This is a genomic window from Paraburkholderia sp. (assembly GCF_036488505.1).
In the GTDB taxonomy this organism is placed as follows: Bacteria; Pseudomonadota; Gammaproteobacteria; order Burkholderiales; family Burkholderiaceae; genus Paraburkholderia.
Window position 1 is genome coordinate 1 of the sequence record NZ_DASXHN010000223.1, and the last position, 22,689, is coordinate 22,689.

Annotated in this window: 14 protein-coding genes; 5 read left to right on the forward strand and 9 right to left on the reverse strand. The window is 64.3% G+C overall.

Annotated elements, in window-relative coordinates:
- From VGH68_RS13415 to glnA, 4 genes are all read right to left on the reverse strand, one after another.
- Positions 1 to 1,676, reverse strand: a 1,676-nt coding sequence (locus VGH68_RS13415; protein ID WP_331604114.1) for a prolyl oligopeptidase family serine peptidase, incomplete at its 3' end; no start/stop codon positions are given.
- Positions 1,677 to 1,838: 162 nt separating this feature from the next.
- The gene (ntrC, locus tag VGH68_RS13420) at positions 1,839 to 3,398 is read right to left on the reverse strand and encodes a nitrogen regulation protein NR(I) (RefSeq protein ID WP_331604115.1); all 1,560 of its coding nucleotides are present in this window, start codon (positions 3,396 to 3,398) and stop codon (positions 1,839 to 1,841) included.
- A gap of 35 nt (positions 3,399 to 3,433) precedes the next feature.
- Positions 3,434 to 4,576 carry a nitrogen regulation protein NR(II) gene (gene glnL / locus VGH68_RS13425; RefSeq protein WP_331604116.1) on the reverse strand — a complete coding sequence of 381 codons (1,143 nt, stop codon included), beginning with the start codon at positions 4,574 to 4,576 and terminating at the stop codon, positions 3,434 to 3,436.
- 241 nt (positions 4,577 to 4,817) lie between these two features.
- Positions 4,818 to 6,233 (reverse strand): type I glutamate--ammonia ligase, encoded by a 1,416-nt coding sequence (glnA, locus tag VGH68_RS13430; protein WP_331604117.1) that lies wholly within the window; start codon positions 6,231 to 6,233, stop codon positions 4,818 to 4,820.
- A gap of 456 nt (positions 6,234 to 6,689) precedes the next feature.
- On the opposite strand from glnA, the gene VGH68_RS13435 reads away from it, so the two are divergent.
- A complete protein-coding gene (locus VGH68_RS13435) occupies positions 6,690 to 7,154 on the forward strand; it encodes a rhodanese-like domain-containing protein (RefSeq protein ID WP_331604118.1) in 465 nt (154 codons plus the stop codon).
- A 670-nt stretch (positions 7,155 to 7,824) separates the two neighbouring features.
- On the opposite strand, the gene VGH68_RS13440 is transcribed toward VGH68_RS13435, so the two are convergent.
- The 4 genes from VGH68_RS13440 to VGH68_RS13455 all read right to left on the reverse strand — a co-directional run bounded on the left by VGH68_RS13440 (position 7,825) and on the right by VGH68_RS13455 (position 11,785).
- Positions 7,825 to 8,664 carry a competence/damage-inducible protein A gene (locus VGH68_RS13440; RefSeq protein WP_331604119.1) on the reverse strand — a complete coding sequence of 280 codons (840 nt, stop codon included), beginning with the start codon at positions 8,662 to 8,664 and terminating at the stop codon, positions 7,825 to 7,827.
- 19 nt (positions 8,665 to 8,683) lie between these two features.
- Positions 8,684 to 9,517 (reverse strand): EI24 domain-containing protein, encoded by an 834-nt coding sequence (locus tag VGH68_RS13445; RefSeq protein ID WP_331604121.1) that lies wholly within the window; start codon positions 9,515 to 9,517, stop codon positions 8,684 to 8,686.
- Between the two features lie 153 nt (positions 9,518 to 9,670).
- The gene (locus VGH68_RS13450) at positions 9,671 to 10,669 is read right to left on the reverse strand and encodes a sterol desaturase family protein (RefSeq protein ID WP_331604122.1); all 999 of its coding nucleotides are present in this window, start codon (positions 10,667 to 10,669) and stop codon (positions 9,671 to 9,673) included.
- A gap of 96 nt (positions 10,670 to 10,765) precedes the next feature.
- The gene (locus tag VGH68_RS13455; protein WP_331604123.1) at positions 10,766 to 11,785 is read right to left on the reverse strand and encodes a beta-propeller fold lactonase family protein; all 1,020 of its coding nucleotides are present in this window, start codon (positions 11,783 to 11,785) and stop codon (positions 10,766 to 10,768) included.
- A gap of 665 nt (positions 11,786 to 12,450) precedes the next feature.
- On the opposite strand from VGH68_RS13455, the gene VGH68_RS13460 reads away from it, so the two are divergent.
- Entirely contained in the window at positions 12,451 to 14,970 is a 2,520-nt protein-coding gene (locus VGH68_RS13460) for a YadA family autotransporter adhesin (protein WP_331604124.1), read from the forward strand.
- Between the two features lie 218 nt (positions 14,971 to 15,188).
- Here the strand turns inward: VGH68_RS13460 and hrpA are convergent, their stop codons facing one another.
- On the reverse strand, positions 15,189 to 19,565 hold the full coding sequence (gene hrpA / locus VGH68_RS13465; RefSeq protein ID WP_331604125.1) for an ATP-dependent RNA helicase HrpA: 4,377 nt from the start codon (positions 19,563 to 19,565) through the stop codon (positions 15,189 to 15,191).
- A 23-nt stretch (positions 19,566 to 19,588) separates the two neighbouring features.
- Between hrpA and argA the strand changes: the two genes are divergently transcribed.
- From argA to VGH68_RS13480, 3 genes are all read left to right on the forward strand, one after another.
- A complete protein-coding gene (gene argA / locus VGH68_RS13470; protein WP_331604126.1) occupies positions 19,589 to 20,977 on the forward strand; it encodes an amino-acid N-acetyltransferase in 1,389 nt (462 codons plus the stop codon).
- 69 nt (positions 20,978 to 21,046) lie between these two features.
- On the forward strand, positions 21,047 to 21,319 hold the full coding sequence (locus tag VGH68_RS13475) for an oxidative damage protection protein (protein WP_331604127.1): 273 nt from the start codon (positions 21,047 to 21,049) through the stop codon (positions 21,317 to 21,319).
- A gap of 765 nt (positions 21,320 to 22,084) precedes the next feature.
- Positions 22,085 to 22,689: MFS transporter (locus tag VGH68_RS13480; protein WP_331604128.1), on the forward strand; the 605-nt coding region annotated here is incomplete at its 3' end.

The following is a 22,689-nucleotide window of genomic DNA, read 5'->3' on the forward strand; positions in this document are numbered from 1 at the left end:
GTCGCGATCAGCGCTTCGGCGACCGCGATGAAATCGTCGAAGGCGCGCTGCCGATGCGGGCCCTGCGCCGCTGTATGCCAGCGCGTGCCGAACTCCCCGCCGCCGCGCGTATGCGCGACCACGTACACGCCGCCGCGCTCCAGCCAGCCGACGCCCTGCCCGGTCGGATAGCTCGGCAGCAGTGGAATCGCGAAGCCACCGTAGCCGCTGAGCAGGCACGGGCGCGGGGTGTTTTCATCGACGGCGCAGGCGTTTTTCGGCCCGATCACCGTGTACGGCACGTGCGTGCCATCAGCCGACACCGCATGGCCGCGCGTCACAGTCAAGCGCGTCGCGTCGAACTGCGTAGGCCAGCGGTCGAGCAATTCCCATTCGGCCGACCCATCGCCCGGCTCCTCGCGCGTGAGGTCGGCGAGATCGGCGAGCCAGTACGCCGGCGGTTGCAGATAATCGTCGGTGTCGACGAACACTTCATCGTTGAGCGTCTCTTCCACCGGGGACACATCGATCTGCGCTTCTTCAAACGCTTCGTGCTGCGATCCTTCCTGCGCGCCGCCGCGTGACGCAAACACGCGCTCGCGCCACTGCCATCCACCGTCCTCGCGCTGCGACGGCGTGCAGATCAGGGTCTTGCTGCGCACGTCATCGAGATACGACACGATCAGGTGATGGCGCGTATGCGACCACTCACACGCCGAGGTCAGCGGCGTCGGCACGAAAAGCGGCGTGACCTCGCGCGCGCCGCGCACAAACGCGTCCTCGCGAATCGCGAGCAGCGCGCCGCCCGGATAGCACACACCGTTGCAGTCCCAGTCGAGCCGCGGCTCCAGCAACAGCCAGCCTTGCCAGCCGCCCACCGCGACATGGGCGGGCACGTCATAGCGATGCCACGCGCCGGTCGCGTCGTCGAGGGAGTACGTGTGCGAATCGAAGAAGTCGATGCTGCTCGTCACCGTGTGCCGCCGCTCGAGCGGATCGTAATGCGCTTCGACGCCGATATCGCGGAACTCGCCGCGATACACGACCGGGGCATCGGCCAGCGCGGTGCCGCGGGTCCAACGCCGCACCTCGCGCGGATAGCCGGAGCGCGTCAGCGACTTGCGGCCGTTGTCCCAGCCGACGTACAGCGTATCGCGATCGATCCACGACGCCGTGTGCTTGCCCGCCTTCGCAATCGCGAAGCCGTCATCGACGAAACGCCCTGTGTCGATGTCGAACTCGCGCACGACGAGCGCATCCGAGCCGCCCGGCGACATCGTAATCAGCGCGCGGTCGCCATCCGGATAAAGGATGTCGAGATCGACGCAGACCCAAGGCGTGCGTTCGGCCGCGCCGAGCGCGTCGAAGTCGAGCAGGTTCTGCCAGCTTGGCGCCCCGCTACGCCACGCGGCCCACGGCGTACGCCGCCAGATCCCGCGCGGATTGCGTTCGTCCTGCCACAGATCGTAAGCCCAGTCCTTCCATCGATCTGGAATTACCGGACGCTCGCGCGGCAGATACGCGTCGGCGAGCCGGCGCTTGAGCGTATCGAACGACGCGCCGCTGCACCACGCGGCGCGTGTACGCGCGTTCTGCGCTTCGACCCATTCGAGCACCTGGGGGTCGTCAAGCGCTTCGAGCGGCAGGAAGGGATCGGGGGAAAGCGGCCACTGGAACGGGGCGGAAGAAGCGGGCATCGTCGGCTGTCGGGAGAAAAACAGCGTCGATTATGCCTTGTGCACGCGGTTGGGCAGTTTGCGCAGAGTTCGACCCGTCAGCTCCGGTGCGGAAAGTTCGATGCAGAAACGGCGAAGGCGGCTTTCACCGCCTCGCCTGCAACGTCGCCTGATGCACAGGGATCAGGGCTCGATGTGCAGTTCCTGAATCTTGCGCGTAATCGTATTACGCCCGATACCGAGCCGCTCGGCCGCTTCGACCTTGCGCCCGCGCGTAAAGTCGAGCGCCTCGCGAATCACCGCCGCTTCGAAACGGCGCGCGAGTTCGTCCATCACGTCCGCCGCGTTTTCGCGCAGCATTCGCGCGACTTCGGTACGCAAGCCACCTTCCCACGCGCTCAGCGCGGTCGCGATCGATGCGCCCGCGCTTGCCGCGTTCGCCGCGCCGCTCGCCCCCGGTGGATATGCGGCGGCAGCATAGGCGCCACCGAGCGCCCCACTGCCCGCGAAACCGGCGCCGGACGCCGCCCCCGCATCCGCCGTCGAATTGGTCGCAGCGCTCGCGGTGGGATCGGCCGCCTCGACCCGCGCCGCCTCGAGGTCGGGCGGCAGGTCCTTGATCTCGATCGTCTGCGCGGGCGCCATCACCGTGAGCCAGTTGGCGAGGTTTTCGAGCTGCCGCACATTGCCGGGAAACGGCAACGACGCGAGATACGCAAGCGCCTCGTCGGACACCCGTTTCGGTTCGACGCCGAGATCGTGCGCGCTCTTCTGCAGGAAATGCCGCGTGAGCAACGGAATGTCCTCGCTGCGCTCGCGCAGCGCGGGCAGGCGCAGACGGATCACGTTGAGCCGGTGGTACAGATCCTCGCGAAACAGCCCTTGACGCACGCGCGATTCGAGATTCTGGTGCGTCGCCGCGATCACCCGCACATTCGAGCGCAGCGGATTGTGGCCGCCCACGCGATAGAACTGGCCGTCCGACAGCACGCGCAACAGACGCGTCTGCAAATCGAACGGCATATCGCCGATTTCGTCCAGAAAGAGCGTGCCGTTCTCGGCCTGCTCGAAGCGCCCCTGGCGCATCGCCTGAGCGCCGGTGAACGCGCCGCGCTCGTGGCCGAACAGCTCCGATTCGAGCAGGTCCTTCGGAATCGCGGCCGTGTTCAGCGCGATGAACTGACCGTTCGCGCGTGGGCTATGCCGGTGCAACGCGCGCGCGACCAGTTCCTTGCCGGTGCCCGATTCGCCGGTAATGAGCACGGTCGCCGCCGAATGCGACAGGCGGCCGATCGCGCGAAACATGTCCTGCATCGCCGGCGCCTGGCCGAGCATCTCCGGCGCCTCGGCGACGCGCTCGTCCCACGTCTGCTCGCCGCGCATGCTTTCGTCGACCGCGCGACGGATCAGCTCCACCGCCTTGTCGACGTCGAACGGTTTGGCCAGATACTCGAACGCGCCGCCCTGGAATGCGGCGACCGCGCTATCGAGATCCGAGAACGCGGTCATGATGATGACCGGCAGGCCCGGCACCTTGTCGCGCACGGTCTGCAGCAGTTCGAGCCCGGAGCCGCCCGGCATCCGAATGTCGGAGACCAGCACCTGCGGGCTGTCGTGATCGAGCGCGGCCGACGCTTCGCGCACGTTCGCGAAGCTGCGGGTCGCGAAGTTTTCGCGTGCGAGCGCTTTTTCGAGCACCCAGCGAATCGATTGATCGTCGTCTACTATCCAGATCGGCTTCATATAGGTCGGTCAGAAGTCTTGAGATGCTTGTGGTGTTAGCAGTCGAGCGGCAGCAGAATCTGAAACTCGGTGTGGCCCGGCCGGCTTTCCACCTCGATCAGGCCGTCGTGCTGCTGCACGAAGGTCTGCGCGAGCGTGAGACCGAGACCGCTGCCGTCGTCGCGCCCCGACACGAGCGGATAGAAAATGCGGTCGCGAATCTCTTCGGGAATGCCTGGGCCGTTATCTACGATATGCAAGTCCAGTGCCAGCTTACAGAGGCGTTTCGAAATCGTGATCTTGCGCGCGATGCGCGTGCGTAACTCGATGCGCGCATCGCCCTGCGAGATGCGCTCGCGCAGTGCCTCGGCCGCGTTACGCACGATATTGAGCAGCGCCTGGATCAGTTGTTCCTTGTCGCCGCGCAGGTCCGGCACGCTGACGTCGTAATCGCGCACGATCGTGAGACCGCGCGGAAACTCCGCGAGAATCACCTGGCGCACGCGCTCGCATACCTCGTGAATGTTCACGTCGCCGACGATATGCGGATGACGGTGAGGTTCGAGCAGACGGTCCACCAGCGTTTGCAGCCGATCCGACTCCTTGATGATGACCTGGGTGTACTCGCGCAACTCGTCGCGCTGGCGCTCGCCGAGTTCGAACTCGAGCAATTGCGCGGCGCCCCGAATCCCGCCAAGCGGGTTCTTGATTTCGTGCGCGAGATTGCGGATCAACTGCTTGTTGACCGCCGTGAGGTCGTTGATGCGCTCCTCGCGGTCGCTGCGCAGATGCCGCTCGTTCTCGAACAATTCCAGCAGCACGTAATCCTGCGCGCTTTCCAGAAAGCCGACGATCGCATGCACGTGCAACGGCTCGTGGGCCGGACGTTCGAGCACGGCGTCCAGATGGGTTGCGTGAAAGCGGTGCGCGGCGATCGCGGTGATCGTCGCGACCAGTTCGTCGGCGTTCGAGAAAATCTCCGGCCAGGCCATCTGCGTGAGTTGCCGGCGCGACATCTCGAGCATCGACTCCGCCGACGGATTCGCATACGCGACGCGCAGCGTGCGCTTGTCGAGCACCAGCACCACCGTCGGCAACGCCTCGAAGCCCGGCAGCAAACCGGAGCCCACGAGTTGCACGTCGTCCGACAGCGTCTGTTCGTGTCCTTTCCTTGCCTTGATCAGATTCTTCAGAACCATCTTGCAGTCGGGCCAGTAGGAGATGCGAATAAATCAGGATTGCTGCGCCGGATACTGCGTTCCGACCGGTCGCCTGCGCCCGGCGCGTGCGCCTGTTGCGTGCTCCCGGCGGCGCGGCCGGTCATGCAAACGCAAAGCCACGGCCCTAACGAAAAAGGGACGGCGCCGCCGTCCCTTCGTGACCGATCGCGAGCGTCGGGCAACGCGCTTCGCCGGGTGACGGGCGAAGCGCCATCGCCGCTTACAGCGAGTAGTACATTTCGAATTCGATCGGGTGCACCGCCTGGCGATAACGCTGCAGTTCCACCGTCTTCAGTTCGATGTACGCGTCGAGCATCGAATCCGTGAACACGCCACCGCGCGTCAGGAATTCGCGATCCGCGTCGAGCGAGTCGAGCGCCTGATCGAGACCGGCGCACACGGTCGGGATCTTTGCATCCTCTTCCGGCGGCAGGTCGTACAGGTTCTTGTCGGCGGCTTCGCCCGGATGAATCTTGTTCTGCACGCCGTCCAGACCCGCCATCATCAGGGCGGAGAAGCACAGGTACGGATTCGCCATCGGATCCGGGAAGCGCGTTTCGATACGGCGGCCCTTCGGGTTCGACACGTGCGGAATGCGGATCGATGCCGAACGGTTGCGCGCCGAGTAGGCGAGCTTGACCGGTGCTTCGAAGTGCGGCACGAGACGCTTGTACGAGTTCGTCGACGGGTTCGTAATCGCGTTCAGCGCGCGAGCATGCTTGATGATGCCGCCGATGTAGAACAGCGCGAATTCCGACAGACCGGCGTAGCCGTTGCCCGCGAACAGGTTCTGGCCGTCCTTCCAGATCGACTGGTGAACGTGCATGCCCGAGCCGTTATCGCCGACGATCGGCTTCGGCATGAACGTCGCCGTCTTGCCGTACGTGTGAGCAACGTTGTGGATGATGTACTTCATCTGCTGCAGCCAGTCGGCGCGCTGGACCAGCGTGGAGAACTTGGTGCCGATTTCGTTCTGGCCCTGACCCGCGACTTCGTGGTGATGCACTTCGACCGGAATGCCGATCTGTTCGAGCAGCAGACACATTTCCGAGCGCATGTCCTGGAACGTGTCGACCGGCGCAACCGGGAAGTAGCCGCCCTTCGTGCCCGGACGGTGGCCGGTATTGCCGCCTTCGAATTCCTTCGCCGACGACCACGGTGCTTCTTCCGAACCGATCTTGACGAAGCAGCCCGATTGATCCGTGTTCCACCGGACCGAGTCGAAAATGAAGAATTCCGGTTCCGGACCGAAGAACGCGGTATCGCCCAGGCCCGAGCTCTTCAGATACGCTTCGGCGCGCTTCGCGAGCGAGCGCGGGTCGCGCTCGTAGCCTTTGCCGTCGGCCGGTTCGACCACGTCGCAGGTGAGCACCAGCGTCGATTCTTCATAGAACGGGTCGATGAAGGCGGTGTTCGCATCGGGGATCAGCAGCATGTCCGATGCTTCGATACCCTTCCAGCCGGCAATCGACGAACCGTCAAACGCATGGCCGCTTTCGAACTTGTCATCCTCGAATGCCGACACCGGCACCGAAACGTGTTGCTCTTTGCCGCGCGTGTCGGTGAAACGGAAGTCGACAAACTTGACGTCTTCGTCCTTGACGAGTTGCATGACGTCGGCCACGGATTTACTCATAACCTATCTCCTGATTAACGAATTCGGCGGATTCAGCCGCCGCCCAATCTAGCTGACCTGCCCCGGCGCGTCCACCTCAAACGCAGCCACCAAGCGGGAAATTCTGCCCGGACAAATTGATCGGCACCTGTAAAGCAGCTTCCATGCCATAGGCGGGTCCTGTGGGTGAGATCCGGCGAGCTACCTTGCCGAACGGGGATTTCGGCACGCCGTATGAAGGGACGCTGAGACTGCCGCGGACGGCGCTTGTTCTTCGATGCACCATTGTCGGGCGTTCCTCGATGTGGGACCTGCGGTTTGATCCGAACTGGTGCATTGACAGAGTATTGCACCACGGTGGCGCATCCCTGCCCGATCGGCGAATTCGGCGACCAACGGCGCGCACCCCGGAAGACCCACGCGTGTGCGCGGTATCGCGCGCTAAAATGCTCTTTTGGTCGAAGGAGGTTGACGCTCATGAGCTCGCTCGAACAGCTATACGCACAGGCGGACGCCCGCCGCACCGGGAACCAGCTGCCCTACGCGGGCGCGGTCTCGCCCGCCGAAGCGTTCGAACTGCTGCAACTCGATCCCCGCGCGCGTCTGGTCGACGTGCGCACCCGCGCCGAGCTCGACTGGGTCGGCCGGCCAATCATTGGGGACGGACAATATGCGCACATCGAGTGGACGCGCTATCCAGGCGCGGTGCCGAATCAGGAGTTCGTGCAGCAACTCGCGCAAGTCGCGTCGCCCGACACGCCGGTGCTGTTCCTATGCCGCAGTGCCGCGCGCTCGAAACTTGCCGCGATTGCCGCGACCCAAGCCGGCTTTACGAAGGCGTACGACCTGCTCGAAGGCTTCGAAGGCGACAAGGACGGCCAAGGTCATCGGAAGATGGTGTCAGGATGGTGCTTTCGCGGATTGCCGTGGATCGGCGCTTGACGATTGACGCGGCGACCGGCTGCCGGTGCAGGTCCGCAGCGGCGGGCTGAATTGCATTGCGGTTGCGATTCGATCGCGATGGCGCCGCCCGGGCTGGTGATCAGGCTCGCCCCGTTTGCGTTACCTTCTGCCCGCCTTTGCAGGCTAGCTACCACGCGCGCGGCGCCGAACCCGTGCTTGATGGTGAATGTGACAGCGCAATGACGACGGCGCGGCGGCGCGCTTGTCCCCGCTGACGCTTGATCGCCGCGTGCCCGGGCCTTCTGGATACGCAGTCGGTGCAGGACGTGGGCTCGAAGTTCAACGGTCAGCCGGGACGCGACTCACGCAATAGAAGAAAAGAAGGAGAGGTTCGGACCTGCCGGCTCGGGCGCGCATGATCAGCGATGCCTGTAACGAGGACGCCGGCCCAAGCGTGAGCCGACGCGTCCGATCCGATGATTCGGATTGCCCCGGAAGACTCAACCGCCTGGAAGTACGCAAACCGGAAGCGGCTCGTGAGCCGCGCGATCGGCGTCAGCCACACCGACTTTAGCGGCCCTGCACCGGCCTCGCTGGGTGTGAAGCTCCTGCAGGTGAGCCGCTCCCGCATCGACAGTTGCCGCAGGAGCCCGTTTGCAGTGAACTGGACACCGAATGCGTCGAGAGCTTCCTTGCCCGCCAGTGGTCGTTAGTTGCCCGGCTTGGCCACGGCGGCCGCGGCAAGCTCCGGCTCGACGATATCGCCGCCGAGCAGATGCACCCCCTCGCGCAGCTTCACGAACGCCGCCGCAACGGCCTCCGGCTCACCTTTGACGCCGAGATCGATATGGTGACGCGCATAGATGCCGCCGCGCTCGGCATCGCCGACGCTCGGCAGGCTGAAGACCCGCACGCCAGGGAAATCGCGCTCGATCTTCTCCATCAGTGGCGTCAGGCGCGATTCCGGCAGCTCGAACACAAGCAGGGACTTTTCCGCGTGCGGCCTGGCGTGGTGCAGATGCGCGTATTGCGTGTCGAGCACCCACTCGATCATCGGCCAGGCCATCACTGGAAAACCCGGCACGAAATGATGCTGCTGGATCGAAAAACCAGGAATCTTGTTGTAGCCGTTCGGAATGATCGATGCGCCCTGCGGATAAGTGCCCATGTTCAGGCGATGCCGGTTTTCGGGCGAGTCGAGGTCGAGCGGCGTCGGCGAATTCGCCGGATACATATCGCGGATCCGCTCCTGGATCAGCTTCGCAGCCTCAGGATGCAACGCGAGCGGCACGCCGAGCGCGGCCGCCGCGCACTGACGCGTGTGGTCGTCGGGCGTCGCGCCGATGCCGCCCGTCGAAAACACGATGTCGCCCGATGCGAACGTGCGTCGCAGCGTCGTCGTGATGCGCTCCGGATCGTCGCCGATATACTCCGCCCAGCCGAGCGACAACCCGCGCGCGCCGAGCAACTGGATAACCTTCGGCAGATGCTTGTCGACGCGTCTGCCCGACAGGATTTCGTCGCCGATGATGATGACGCCAAATGCCATTGCGGCCTCTTTCGTTTGATCAGTAAGAAACCGGCGCGCTGTGGGGCGCACCGCCATGCTCGTGGGCCCGCATGCGCTGCAGCGCACGCAGGCAGTAATAGCCGAACCACAGCGCCGAAAACACGAGGATGAACGCATAAATCCAGATCGTCGCCGCCGTGATCACCGGGAACAGCACGATCAGCCACACCGACGACGCCCACAGCAAGGTCGGCAGCGAACCCAGCAAGCCGCTCGCAATGCCGATCAGCAGCAGCGGCAGCCGATGGCGCCGCAGCAGCTCGCGGCGCTCGTCGGGCGTCGCATGCAGCGCCAGCGCGTCGTAGGTCATCACCCGATACGTGAGCCAGCCCCACAGCAGCGGCGGAATCAGCGCGAAAAACGGCGGCACGAGCCACAGTGGCAAGGTGACGATGAGCAGCACCAGACACAACAGTGTGCTCCACAGTACCTGAGCGAGGCTACCGTACCACGTTCCGCCCTTGCGCATTTCGAGGCCGGCGAACTGGCGCGCGCCGAGAAAGCGGATCACGGCCGGCATCGACAGCGTCGCGATCAGCAGCAGCACCGTGACGACGATCAGCGGAATCGCCACCGCGATCACGATGAACGGTGCGATCACCGCATGCAGCGACGAAAAACCGAGCCAGTCGAACAGGTGGTAAAGCGTGCCGGTAAAGTACCAGTCGTCGAGCCACGAACGGGTCGCACCGGTCAGCGTCTGCCAGAAAAACCACAGCATCGCGCCCCAGCCGAGCGTGGCGACGATAAACGGTTTGAAGGTCAGCCACAGCATGCGCGGATGGAATGCGCTTGCGAGCGCGCGACCGAGCGAGCGCAACAGATCATTCATGCGAGCCAGTGCCTGCGAATGAAACGATGAGAAGGGAAAACGCGCCGCGCGCCGGGCAGCCAGGCGGGGACACCAGACCGTGCGCACGAACGTGCACAGGATAAACCACGGCACCCCGACCGGGAGCGTCTACCGGCGCGGCAGACGAGGCGCTCAAATGGTGGCCGCGTCGCTATCCGGCTCGCGACGCTTGGGCATCAGACGCCGCGCGATGCGCACGAACGCGAGCCAATGCTGCGCCCAGAAGCCGTCGCCATAGCGGCGCCCTTCGAGCTGATCGCTGATACCGGTTGGCTGCATGTCCCGGCTCCACGACACGCTACCAAACAGCATGTCCCACCACGGGAACAGCACACCGAAGTTGCAACCGTAGTTGAGCCCCTCGTGACCGTAGCCAATTGCATGATGACGGCGATGGAACGTCGGGCTGACCAGCAGCCTCTCGCCGAGCCAGCCGTAATGCAACCGGATGTTCGCGTGCTGAACGCTCTGCGCGAGATTCGTGATTGCGACCAGCACGACGAACTGCGACGGCGGCACTCCGATCACAAGCGCGATCGTCGCGAAGAACGATGCCTGCAGCAGATCGTCGAGCAGATGATTGCGATCATCCGACCACAGCGACATCTGCTGCTGGCTGTGATGCACCGCGTGCAGTTCCCACCACACGCCAATGCGATGCTCCCAGCGGTGATACCAGTAGCCGGCGAAGTCGAGCATCAGCAAATACATCACGAACGTGACGAGCGGCTGAGTGGTCACGCCCACCCAGAGATTGTCGAAGTTGACGTTCGCGACGCCGTGCAACCTCAACCAGCCCTGCACGCGGTCAAAGAAAGGTTGCAGCGCGAAGAAAAAGAACAGATTCAGAATGCCTAGCTTGGCGATCCACGTGTACAACACATCGACCCGCACTGCGCGACGATCGTCCCACCGCTCCACCGGACGCAGCGCCTCGAGCGGGCGCAGGAGCGCGTACATTGCGAGCACCTCGAATACACCGACGATGACCCAGTACAGACTGTCGTACGTGTCTTCGTCGTAGTCCATCAGGTTGAACTGAAACAGCAGCGGCTGCACCACGTCGACATACAGCCATGTCTGCATGGCTGAAACGACATTGTCGAGCGAAGAAAAAATCAGATGGAACATGATGCTGGCCTGGTGACTGGTTCCGTGCTGGTTGCTTCGTCCATGGTTCGCACGCGGGGGGCCTGATGGTTGCGCGTTCCGGTGCCGTTGATTACGTCAGGCCCCATTGGGCGCCGTAACCGGCGCGCGGTCGAAGAAATAGATGCCGTGCGGCGAGCGGCCCACCGCGATCGTCTGGATTAGCTTGCGCGTAGTCAGGTCGATGATGCCGACGTGCTTCGCGAAGCGGAACGTAACCCACAGATAGCGTTTGTCGGCGGAAAGTTCCATGTCGTCCGGCCCCGGCATCAGGCCGGTGATGTCGCCCACGTTGGTGAGCGTGTCTTCGTCGAGGATGCTGATCGTGCCCGCCACGCGATTCGACACCGCGACGTGGTGGCCGTCCGCCAGTGAGCGGAAGTTGTGCGCGCCCTTGCCCGTGTGGATCGTCTTGACCACCTTCTGGTTGCGCCAGTCGACCACCGCGACGTAGTCCTCGCCGGTCATGCCGACGAGCAGATATTTTTCGCCCGGCGTCATCCACAAACCCGCCGGCACCTTGCCGACCTTCATCTTCCACTTCACGGTTTGCGTGGGCAGGTCGATCGCGGCCAGCTCACCCGATACCTGCAGCGTGACGAATACCGTTTTGCTGTCGCTCGAGAACGCCATGTGGCTCGGCATGACCGCGAGCGGCAGGCGCGAGGCGAGCGTCATCTGGTTCTTCTGGCTGTCGTAGTGATAGACGTCGAGGCGGTCGAGGCGCAGCCCGGTCGTGACGAGCCATTTGCGGTCCGGCGAAAAGCCGATCTGGTACGGGTCTTCGATGTTCTCGATCCAGCGCTGTACGTGACCCGTCTTCGGATCAACGAACATCAGATTGTTCGATACCGAATTGGCGACGATCAGCGATGAGTTGTCCGGCGTCGCCATCAGATGGTGTGGCTCCTTTCCGGTGGGGACGGTCGCCACGACCTGGCGGCTGTTCTCGTCGATCAGGCTCAGCGTGGCTTCACCGGAATTGAGCACGATCACGTTGTTGGCGTGAGCCGCCGGAGAAAAAAAGCCTGCGGCAGCGACCAGCGCCGCGCTACCGGCGAACGTGGCCGTCAAGCCGCGGAGAAAAAATTTACGCATGAAAACTCGCTTCGGAGAACAGCCGTCATTGTAGAACGTTTGCCGCGCCGGGCGGTTGACGCAAGTCACCGCCAGGGGCCCGGAAAATGGAGGGCGGGATGAGTTGTGGCAGCTTGCCGGCAGCGGCTTTCGGCGCGCGCTTCGGATGGGAAACCACGGTGCTTTCTGATAAAGGTGCCAAGGTACCTCCCGCTGTATCAATCACAGATCGGCTTACGTCTTCGATAAATCAGCTTACTTTAGAATCCGCCAGTTCGTTATTGGAGACAATAGGAATGATCCCGTTTTCTATCCATAAAATGTTTTTTATTTAGATAGCGTTTGTTCTTTGAGTTTCGGAATCTGCTGATATCCGGACCGCGCGGCGAAATCGCATACTGCACTTCAGCACCGGCGCTTCTGCCAGTGCGTCGCTGACGCTTTCGTTCAAGGCTCGGGCGCGCGATAAGGTCGCTCGGGCACGCTCTCACGCGCGGGCACAAGCGCACCGAGGAGCGATGCCTGTTTGCTGCTTTTTTCACGTTTTGGTAATTACCCGCGCGATACACGCGGGGTAATTGCCGTTTTTATCGTGCGCATGAGTCGACGCGTCAAACCGTATCAGCTAATAAAGTGGAGGTTCCGAATTGACGAATAAAAACATTGCCATAACCGGGTGTACGGCGATGCGGAGAAAAGCCGTTGCGCAAGCGGTTCGCAGCACCTTGAGCGTGGCGCTGGCTGCGACGGCGCTGCATGTCGCGAATGTGCGTGCCGCCCTCGATCCAGCCGATCTGGACGCGGCCAATGCGCTGGGCAATGGCGCGATTGCGCTCGGCGAGCAGGCCGGCGCAGCCGGCGACGCATCGCTTGCTGCCGGCTGGCAGGCCAACGCGCAAAGCGACGGCGCAACGGCAGTGGGGGCCGCCGCCAGTGCCGAGGGCCAAGCTGCGCTTGCGCTCGGCCGGGACGCGATCGCGCAAGGAGACGGCGCGAGTGCCGTGGGCTCGGGTGCGAACGCACAGGCAGAGCGCGCCAGCGCGTTCGGGCTCAGCGCCGCAGCGCTAGGAGTGGATTCCATAGCGGCAGGCTCCGGTTCCATGGCGGCAGAGAACGCTGCAAGTACATTCGGCGCCCTTTCCAGCGCAACCGGGATCGGGGCGACCGCAGTCGGCTACAACGCGCAAGCCAGCGCCGCCCGCTCGCTGGCCACCGGCGCATGGGCCACGGCGAGCGCCGATTGGGGTGTGGCGCTCGGCAGCGAGGCGAACGTCAGCGGTATCGGCGGGATCGCACTCGGCGTCACTGCCGAGGCAACCGGAACTCGTGCCAGCGCGATCGGCTTCGGCGCGACAGCAACGGGAGCCAACGCAGTCGCGCTGGGCCCGGGCGCGAATGCTGCCGCCGAAAATAGCGTCGCGCTCGGCGCGAATTCAAGCACCACCGCCGATCTGTCGCAGACCGCCTTCGCACCAGCGGGAAACGGCGCGACTTCAATCGCGGCAGCCGTCCCGATCGGCGAGGTCTCGCTGGGTTCGGGAACCAGCGAGCGCCGCCTGACTCACGTCGCGGCAGGCGCGGCGCCCACCGACGCGGTCAACGTCAGCCAGTTGAGCGCGGTCGACGGCAAAGTCGATGAGATTGCTCAAAGTAGCGCGCTGCATTACTTCAAAGCTGACGACCCGATCGACGGTTCCAACGCAGCTGTCGCCAGCGGCACGCACACGCTCGCGGCGGGCAGTCATTCGAGCGCGACCGGCGCCAATGCGACGGCATTCGGCGCGGGCTCCAACGCGAATGGAACCGGCTCGACCGCGCTCGGCGCCGATGCGGTGGCCACCGCGATGGACGCGACGTCAATTGGCACCTCGGCCGCCGCGTCCGGCGACGATGCAACAGCGGTTGGCGCATACGCCACCGCAAGCGGCGACGGTTCCATTGCGCTCGGCTACGGTGCGAACGCTGCCGCGCGCAACGCGCTGTCCCTCGGCTATAACGCTAGCGCACTCGCCGTCGACTCCGTCGCGCTCGGCAACGGCTCCATTGCCGACCGCATTGGCACGGTCTCGGTCGGCTCCATTGGCAACGAGCGCCAGATCACTAACGTTGCCGCCGGATCAGCCGATACCGACGCGGTCAACGTTGCGCAACTGAAGGCGGTAGGCAACCAGAGTGCGGCCACGGCCGCCAGGCTCGACGCGGCGGTCATATACGACACGAACGCCGACGGCAGCATCAACCGCAACAGCGTCACGTTCGGCGGCGACCCCGCGGGCGGAACCGTCCTTCACAACGTCGCGAACGGCGTGGAAGCGACCGATGCGGTCAACGTCGCGCAACTGCAGGCGGTAAGCGATCAGAGCGCCGCCATGGCCACGAAGCTTGACGCAGCGGTCATGTACGACACCAACGAGGACGGCAGCATTGACCGAAACGGCGTCACGCTCGGCGGCGACCCCGCGACCGGAACCGTCCTTCACAACGTCGCGAACGGCGTGGAGGCGACCGATGCGGTCAACGTCGGTCAACTCACTGCGGCGCTCGATGGTGCGATCAGTAACGTGATGGGCAACTCGATCAGCCCGTCGTTCAGCGCGGACGTCGACCGTGATAGCGAGGTCGCGGTGTCATCGGGTGTGCACGCGGTCGCGGCCGGCGCGAATGCCCAAGCCACCGGCGCGAACGCAACGGCCATCGGTGCGGACGCGGTAGCCAGCGGCAACAATGCGACCGCGCTGGGCGCCGCCGCGAACGCGGGCGCCGATAATTCGGTGGCGCTGGGTCAAGGCTCGTTGGCTGACCGGGCTAACACCGTATCTGTCGGCACCGCAGCGCAGCAACGCCAGATCACGCACGTAGCAGCCGGGGTCCAAGGCACTGACGCGGTCAACGTCAACCAGTTGAGGCAAAGCGTGGGCGCCGCGGTCGATCAGGCGAACCGCTATACCGACGACCAGATTCGCTCCGCACGCCGTGACGGATACGGCGGTACCGCAACCGCCCTGGCCATGGCGGGCTTGCCGCAAGCGGTGCTGCCCGGGCGCGGAATGATCGCGATGGCTGGCGGCACGTACGCTGGCCAGTCAGCGCTGGCCCTCGGCGTGTCGCAGTTGTCCGACACGGGCAGTTGGGTCTACAAGGTTCAGGGCAGCGCCGATTCACGCGGTCAGTTCGGGGCATCAGTCGGTGCGGGGGTGCATTGGTAGTCGAATCGGTAGGACCGGGCGGACCGGGTCCGAGCGTGATCGACCGCTGCGATGGCCCGCCACGCGTGTCGCAGCGCTGGACGCCACAGCGGGCAAAATCAGCACTGTTCGCGCACGTCATCGGTTTCACCGTCGTCGCGCGCCGCAACTCGTCCCTACCGCGCGCGGCGGTCCGTGGGTTGCGCAACGCCCGGCACCCTCAGCCGCCCTCGCCCCGCTTAGCGCTGCATCGAGTCCCACACCTTGTACAGACGCTTCACCGAGACAGGCATCGGTGTGCGCAGCTCCTGCGCGAACAGCGAAATTCGCAATTCCTCCAGCAGCCAGCGGAATTCCGCGAGGCGTGGATCCACCACACCGCCGCGCTGCGACACCGCGCGCTGATAGTGCTGCAACAGCGGCTGCAATTCGGCGAATTGCCGGGCATCGCGCGTCGCGTCGGCCCGCAACTTGTCGATACGCAGCGCCATCCCCTTCAGATAACGCGGGAAGTGCGCCAGCTGGTTATAAGGCGTGTCGACGACGAAGCGCTTGCCAACCAGCGCATCGAGCTGATTCTGCAGATCGGCGTGCGCGGCCGCAAACGGCTTCGCCTGCACGAGCTTCTTCGTCAAGCTCGCGTACTCGCTGAGAATCTGCCCAACCAGTCGCGAGATTTCCTGCGCGAGCAGCGTGAGGCGGCTGCGTCCTTCGTCACGTCGCGTGTGGAAGCTCGCATCATCGTCGGGCAGCGGATCCTGCAGACACGCGCGATCGAGCGCGGTGTCGATCAGTTGCTCGCGCAGTTCCTCTTGTGTGCCGCGCGGCATGAACTGCATCGCCATTTCGCGCAGACCCGGGAGATTCTTCTCCAGATATCTGATCGGTTCCTTCAACTGCAGAGCGAACAGCCGGCGCAAGCCCGCACGGTGAATTCGCGCAGCTTCTTCCGGCGAATCAAACACCTCGACGTCGCAATGCGTGCCGCGATCCACCAAAGCCGGGTAACCGAACAGCGTCTGACCGCCGCGACGAATTTCCAGCAGTTCGGGCAACTTGCCGAAATTCCACGTGGTCAGATTTTCGTAGAGCGCGGTGCCGGCTGCGCCGTCCTGCGGCGCTGTCCGAGGGCCTGGTGCGACCGCCCCCTTACCGCGCTGCGCGCCGCTCGCAGTGGGATCTGTGGTTTGCACCGACGCCGCGGCGGCGCCGCCCGCATCGGCCAACGCCACCCCAGCGGCGCTGGAGACGATTTTCTGGAAATGCTGTTGCGCCTGACCGCCCAGTTCGGCGCGCAGTTGCGACAGATTGCGTCCCATCGCCAGCTGCCGGCCATGCTCGTCGATGACCTTGAAGTTCATGAACAGATGCGCGGGCAAGGTCTCCAGCTTGAAGTCGGACTGCTTCATCGCGATCTGGGTTTGCTCGCGCACATCGGCAATCAGCGCGTCCAGCAGGCCGCCCGCGCCGAAGCGCTGCGCGCCGTGCCGCTCGGCGAAACCGGCCGCGTAGTCGGGCAGCGGCACGCAATGACGACGCAGCTTCTGCGGCAGCGACTTCAGCAGCAGTTGCGTCTTTTCCTTCAGCATGCCGGGCACGAGCCATTCACAGCGGCGCGCGTCGACCTGGTTCAGCGCATACAGCGGCACCGCGAGCGTCACCCCGTCGCGGGGCGTGCCCGGCTCGAAGTGATACGTGAGCGCCATCTCGATGCCCGCCATCGTGAGCCGCTTCGGGAACAGATCGGTTGTAACGCCGGCCGCTTCGTGCCGCATCAGATCGTCGCGCGACAAGTACAGCAGCCGCAGCTTGTCTTCCGCCTGGCCGCTCTTTTTGATCTCGTCGCGATACCAGCGCTCGAACGATGCGCCCGTGTAGATGCCGTCCGGCAGCGCCTGATCGTAAAACGCGAAAATCAGCTCGTCGTCGACGAGCACGTCCTGACGGCGCGACTTGTGTTCGAGCTGCTCGATATCGGCGAGCAGCTTGCGGTTGTGCGCAAAAAACGCGAGCTTCGTATCAAACTCACCTTCAACGAGCGCGCCGCGAATGAACAGTTCACGCGCCCGTGCCGGATCCTGTCTGCCGAACGCCACGCGCCGCCGGTGATAGATCGGCAGCCCATGCAGCGTCGCGCGCTCGAAGGCGGACACCTGCGCCGCACGCTTTTCCCAATGCGGCTCCGACAGCGACTTTTTCAGCAGATGCGCGCCGACTTTCTCGATCCACTCCGGCTCGATCTTCGCGATGCAGCGCGCGTACAGGCGGCTCGTTTCGACAAGTTCGGCGGCCATCACCCATTTGCCCGCCTTTTTCACGAGCGCCGAGCCGGGCCACAGATAGAACTTGATGCCGCGCGCGCCAAGGTAGTAAGGCTCGTCGTCGGCCTTCAGGCCGATATTGCCGAGCAAACCGGTCAGCAGCGCAAGATGGATCTGCTCGAACGTCGCTTCGGCTTCGTTCAGACGCCAGCCATGCTCGCGCACCACCGTCAGCAGTTGCGAATGGACGTCGCGCCATTCCCGCAGCCGCAGTTGCGACAGAAAGTGCTTGCGGCACTCGTCCTGCAACTGGCGATTCGACTTCTTGTGCGCGATCGCTTCGTCGAACCAGTTCCAGATTTTCAGCCACTGCAGGAATTCAGAGCGTTCGTCGGCGAAATGGCGATGCGCCTGGTCCGCCTGCTCCTGTGCTTCGATCGGCCGATCGCGCGGGTCCTGCACGGACAGCGCGCTCGCGATGATCAGCACTTCCTTGAGCGCCTGCTGGTCGCGCGCGGCCAGAATCATCCGGCCGATGCGGGGATCGAGCGGCAGGCGCGCGAGTTCGCGGCCGAGGGGTGTAAGGCGGTTGTCGTCGTCGACCGCACCGAGTTCGTTGAGCAGCTGATAGCCATCGGAGATCGCGCGGCCCGGCGGCGGCTCGATGAACGGGAAGGTCTCGATCGCCGTCAGATGCAACGACTTCATGCGCAAAATTACCGACGCGAGCGACGAGCGCAGAATCTCCGGATCGGTGAAACGCGCGCGCCCCTGGAAATCGCTTTCCTCGTACAGGCGGATGCACACGCCGTCCGCGACGCGGCCGCAACGCCCCGCCCGCTGGTTCGCCGCCGCCTGCGAAATCGACTCGACCTGCAACTGTTCGACCTTGTTGCGATACGAGTAGCGCTTTACGCGCGCGAGCCCGGTGTCGACCACGTAGCGGATACCGGGCACCGTCAGAGAGGTCTCTGCGACATTGGTTGCAAGCACGATGCGGCGCGCGTTCGACGCGCGAAACACGCGCTCCTGTTCGGCGGCCGACAACCGCGCGAACAGCGGCAGAATTTCGGTATGCGGCGGATGATGCTTGCGCAGCGCCTCGGCGGCGTCGCGAATCTCGCGCTCGCCGGGCAGGAACACCAGGACGTCGCCGGGGCCTTGGCGGCACAGTTCGTCGACCGCGTCGACGATCGCTTCCATCAGATCGCGATCGGTCTCGCGTTGGGTCTTCGGCCGCTCGCGCCCCGCAGCGGCAGCCGACGTACCCTGCGCCGCCTTCACGGCCGGACTCTCCTCGACGACCGGCCGGTAGCGCAGTTCGACCGGATAGAGCCGCCCGCTTACCTCGATCACCGGCGCGGGCTTGTCATCGCTGCCGAAGTGGCGCGCAAACCGGTCGGCGTCGATCGTCGCCGACGTCACGATCAACTTCAGATCGGGGCGCTTGACGAGAATTTCCTTCAGATAGCCGAGCAGAAAATCGATGTTCAGACTGCGCTCGTGCGCCTCGTCGATGATCAGCGTGTCGTACGCGTTGAGCAGCGGATCAGTTTGCGTTTCCGCAAGCAGGATGCCGTCGGTCATCAGCTTGACCGATGCGCCCGGCGCAAGATTGTCGTTGAAGCGCACCTTGTAGCCGACCACCTCGCCGAACGGCGTGCCGAGTTCCTCGGCAATACGGCGTCCGGTCGCCGACGCCGCGATCCGGCGCGGCTGCGTGTGCCCGATCAGACCGGCGCCGCCAGCACCCAGACCCCGGCCGAGCGACAGGCAGATCTTCGGCAACTGCGTGGTCTTGCCCGAGCCGGTCTCGCCCGACACGATCACAACCTGGTTGTCCGCAATCGCTCGCGCGATCTCTTCGCGGCGTCCGGAAACGGGCAGCGCTTCGGGGAAGGTAATCGGCGGAATTGGATTCGGCTCGACGACGCGTGGCCGACGCGGTTCGCGCGGTTCGTTGCGAGCTTCGCCGGCTTTCGCGTCGCGCGCGGTGCGACGCTGTTCGCCGCGAAGCGTGGCGTGCTGCTCATTGCGAGGCACACGTTTCGGTTCGCCCCGAGGGGCGCTATCGGGTGTATCGCCGGATCCGCCACGCGGCTCGTTTCGCGACCCGCCGGCACGGCGCTGATCACCCGCGTTACCACGCACAACTGCGCGCGGCTCACCGCTTTCGCCTCGACCTTCAGGCGGTACTTTCCGCGCAGAGGCACCCGACGCACGACGCGCGTCGCGCGCTGCTTCAGGCTTCTCGTCCTGCGCGGCACGGCGCGGCTCGTTGCCGGGGTTCGACTGATCGGCGGCCGGCGCCTTTTGCTCGTTCGCCGCAGCGGGACTTTTGGGTACATTCGACATGGGGGCGCATTATAATCCCCGGCATGAATTCCCAAACCGACCTCGTCCCCGCGCCCGCGAGCGTTCCGGCCCCCGCCGGCTCGACGGAAGTCCTCGCTCAGCATGCGCAATTCGTCGACTGGATGCGTTCAGTCGCTCCTTATATCCACGCGTTCCGCAACAAGACGTTCGTCGTTGGTTTCGGCGGCGAAGTGGTGCACGAGAGGCTCCTGAATGCATTAGTGTCGGACATCGCGCTGTTGCAGGCGATGGGCATTCAGATCGTACTCGTGCATGGCTCACGCCCGCAGGTCGAGGAGCAGATGAGTCTGCACGGCGTGGAATCGGAGTTCTCGCACGGCATGCGCATCACCGATGCGCGCGCGCTGGAGTCCGCGAAGGAAGCGGCCGGCGAGGTGCGTCTCGACATCGAAGCGGCGATCAGCCAGGGCTTGCCGAACACGCCGATGGCGCACGCGCACATCAGCGTCGTGTCAGGCAACTTCGTCACCGCGCGCCCGGTCGGCATTCTCGACGGCGTCGATTTTCAGCACACCGGGCTCGTGCGCAAGATCGACGCGGATTCGATCCGCCACTCACTCGCGAGCCGCAAGCTGGTGCTGCTGTCGCCACTCGGCTTCTCGCCGACCGGCGAGGCGTTCAATCTGTCGATGGAAGACGTCGCATCGGCCGCCGCGATTGCACTGCGCGCCGACAAAATCGTGTTCCTGACCGAAACTCCGGGCCTGATGCAACCGGGCGAAGACGGCGTCGAACTGGTTCGCGAACTGTCGCTCGACGACGCATACAAGCTGCACGAAAGCGGCGAACTCACCGGCGACACGGCGTTCTACCTGAAGCATTCGATCCGCGCGTGCCGCGGTGGCGTGCCGCGCGCGCACATCATCCCGTACGCGCTCGACGGCAGCCTGCTGCTCGAGCTGTTCCTGCACGACGGCGTCGGCACGATGATCTCGTACGAGAACCTGGAAAGCCTGCGCGAAGCGACACCGGACGACGTCGGCGGTATTCTCGCGCTGATCGAGCCGCTAGAGGCGGACGGCACGCTGGTACGGCGCGGCCGTCACCAGATCGAGCGCGACATCGACCATTTCTCGGTGATCGAGCACGACGGCGTCCTGTTCGGCTGCGCGGCGCTGTATCCGTATCCGCAGGAGCGCATCGGCGAAATGGCGTGCCTCACGGTCGCGCCCGAAGCGCAAGGCACCGGCGACGGCGAGCGCCTGCTCAAGCGCATCGAGCAGCGCGCACGGGCGCGCGGCCTCACGCGCATTTTCGTGCTCACCACCCGGACCGAACACTGGTTCCTCAAGCGCGGCTTCGTCAAGGTCACGGTCGACGACCTGCCCGAAGACCGCCGCCGGCTCTATAACTGGCAGCGCAAGTCGCTCGTGCTGATGAAACAGCTCTGATCGGCCCCATCTGATCCGCACAAGCACAGACGTCTGCCCGCCCTACATCGATTACAGGAGAAGCACAGCATGACTCGTATGGTTCAATGCGCGAAGCTCGGCAAGGAAGCCGAAGGCCTCGATTTCCCGCCGCTGCCGGGTGAACTCGGCAAGCGGATCTACGAAAGCATCTCGAAGGAGGCCTGGCAGGCCTGGTTGAAGCAGCAGACCATGCTGATCAACGAAAATCGTCTCAACATGGCCGATCCGCGCGCGCGCCAATATCTGATGAAACAGACTGAAAAGTTTTTCTTCGGCGAAGGTGCGGACACCGCGTCGGGCTTCGTACCGCCGTCTGCCTGACCCATCCGAATCGCCTCGATTACCTGAAGCGCCTGCTCGCGCTGAGCAAAACCCAGCGCGTCGCGCAGCAAAAAAATCCGCACCGCGAGCGCGGATTTTTTTTGCCCGCGGTTCCGCTGAATTCGGCCGGCTTGCCCGCGTCCCGTCGGTAGCTGTCCGCCCGAACAACCCGCCGAAAATGTTCTAAGCGGTCCGTTTTTGCGACGGAATCGACCCGCCCCAATCGCCCGCCCAGCGGTGGATCCAGCCGGCTGCGAGCCCGCGGCACAACCCGCCGTTTGCACGATCCTCTGTCATCGTGCTAACATATGCGTCGTTTCAACATTCAATTACCTTCATTCGCGTTCGTTTCAAGCGGGCTCACCACGCGTGCGGCACACTGAATCGAGCTGTTTTTTAACAAGAAGGCTCGTCGGTCGTTTCTCCGCATCAGCGGCAGATTCAAGACCGGCCTTTTTCGTTTCAAGCCTTCCAGCGGCGCCAGGGTCAAGCTCGGGTCACTCCCGCGACCTCAGCGTCCTTCGTGCATCTGCCCCCCTTCCACGGCCACGCAGGTGCAACAGTCAGCACAATCCAGACGAGTGTTTTTTCGCGACAGGGTCGTGAGGCACGGGCGTTCCGTTTCTTCCTGACGCCCTCTTGTTCACCGCCGGCGCGCCGGCGCCGCGGATCCTTCCGCGTTGCCCTCGCTCGCGAAAATGGCACCACCAGCAACCGTGGCGAAGCGCATCACCGGTTTCGCCGCAGTCATTGGAGTTTTGAATCTTGACCGCTTCCAGCAACGCCTTCTGGCGACACGACAAAGAACAACAACGCCTGTCCCTCGACGACATCACGGTCGTCGACAACTCTCTACTCAAGCGGGCCGTCGGCGCGATGGCGCTCGGCAACGCGATGGAATGGTTCGATTTCGGCGTGTACAGCTATATCGCCGTCACCCTCGGCAAAGTGTTCTTCCCGTCGTCGAGCCCGTCCGCGCAACTGATCGCGACGTTCGGCACGTTCGCCGCGGCGTTCCTCGTGCGCCCCGTCGGCGGCATGGTATTCGGGCCGCTCGGTGACCGCATCGGCCGTCAGCGCGTGCTGGCAATGACGATGATCATGATGGCGCTCGGCACCTTCGCGATCGGCCTGATCCCCAACTACGCGACGATCGGCATGCTCGCACCGGTGCTGCTGCTGGTCGCGCGTCTCGTGCAAGGCTTTTCGACCGGTGGCGAATACGGTGGCGCGGCGACGTTCATCGCCGAATTCTCGACCGACAAGCGCCGTGGCTTCATGGGCAGTTTCCTGGAGTTCGGCACGCTGATCGGCTACGTGCTCGGCGCGGGCACGGTGGCGGTGCTGACCGCGACGCTGTCGAACGACGC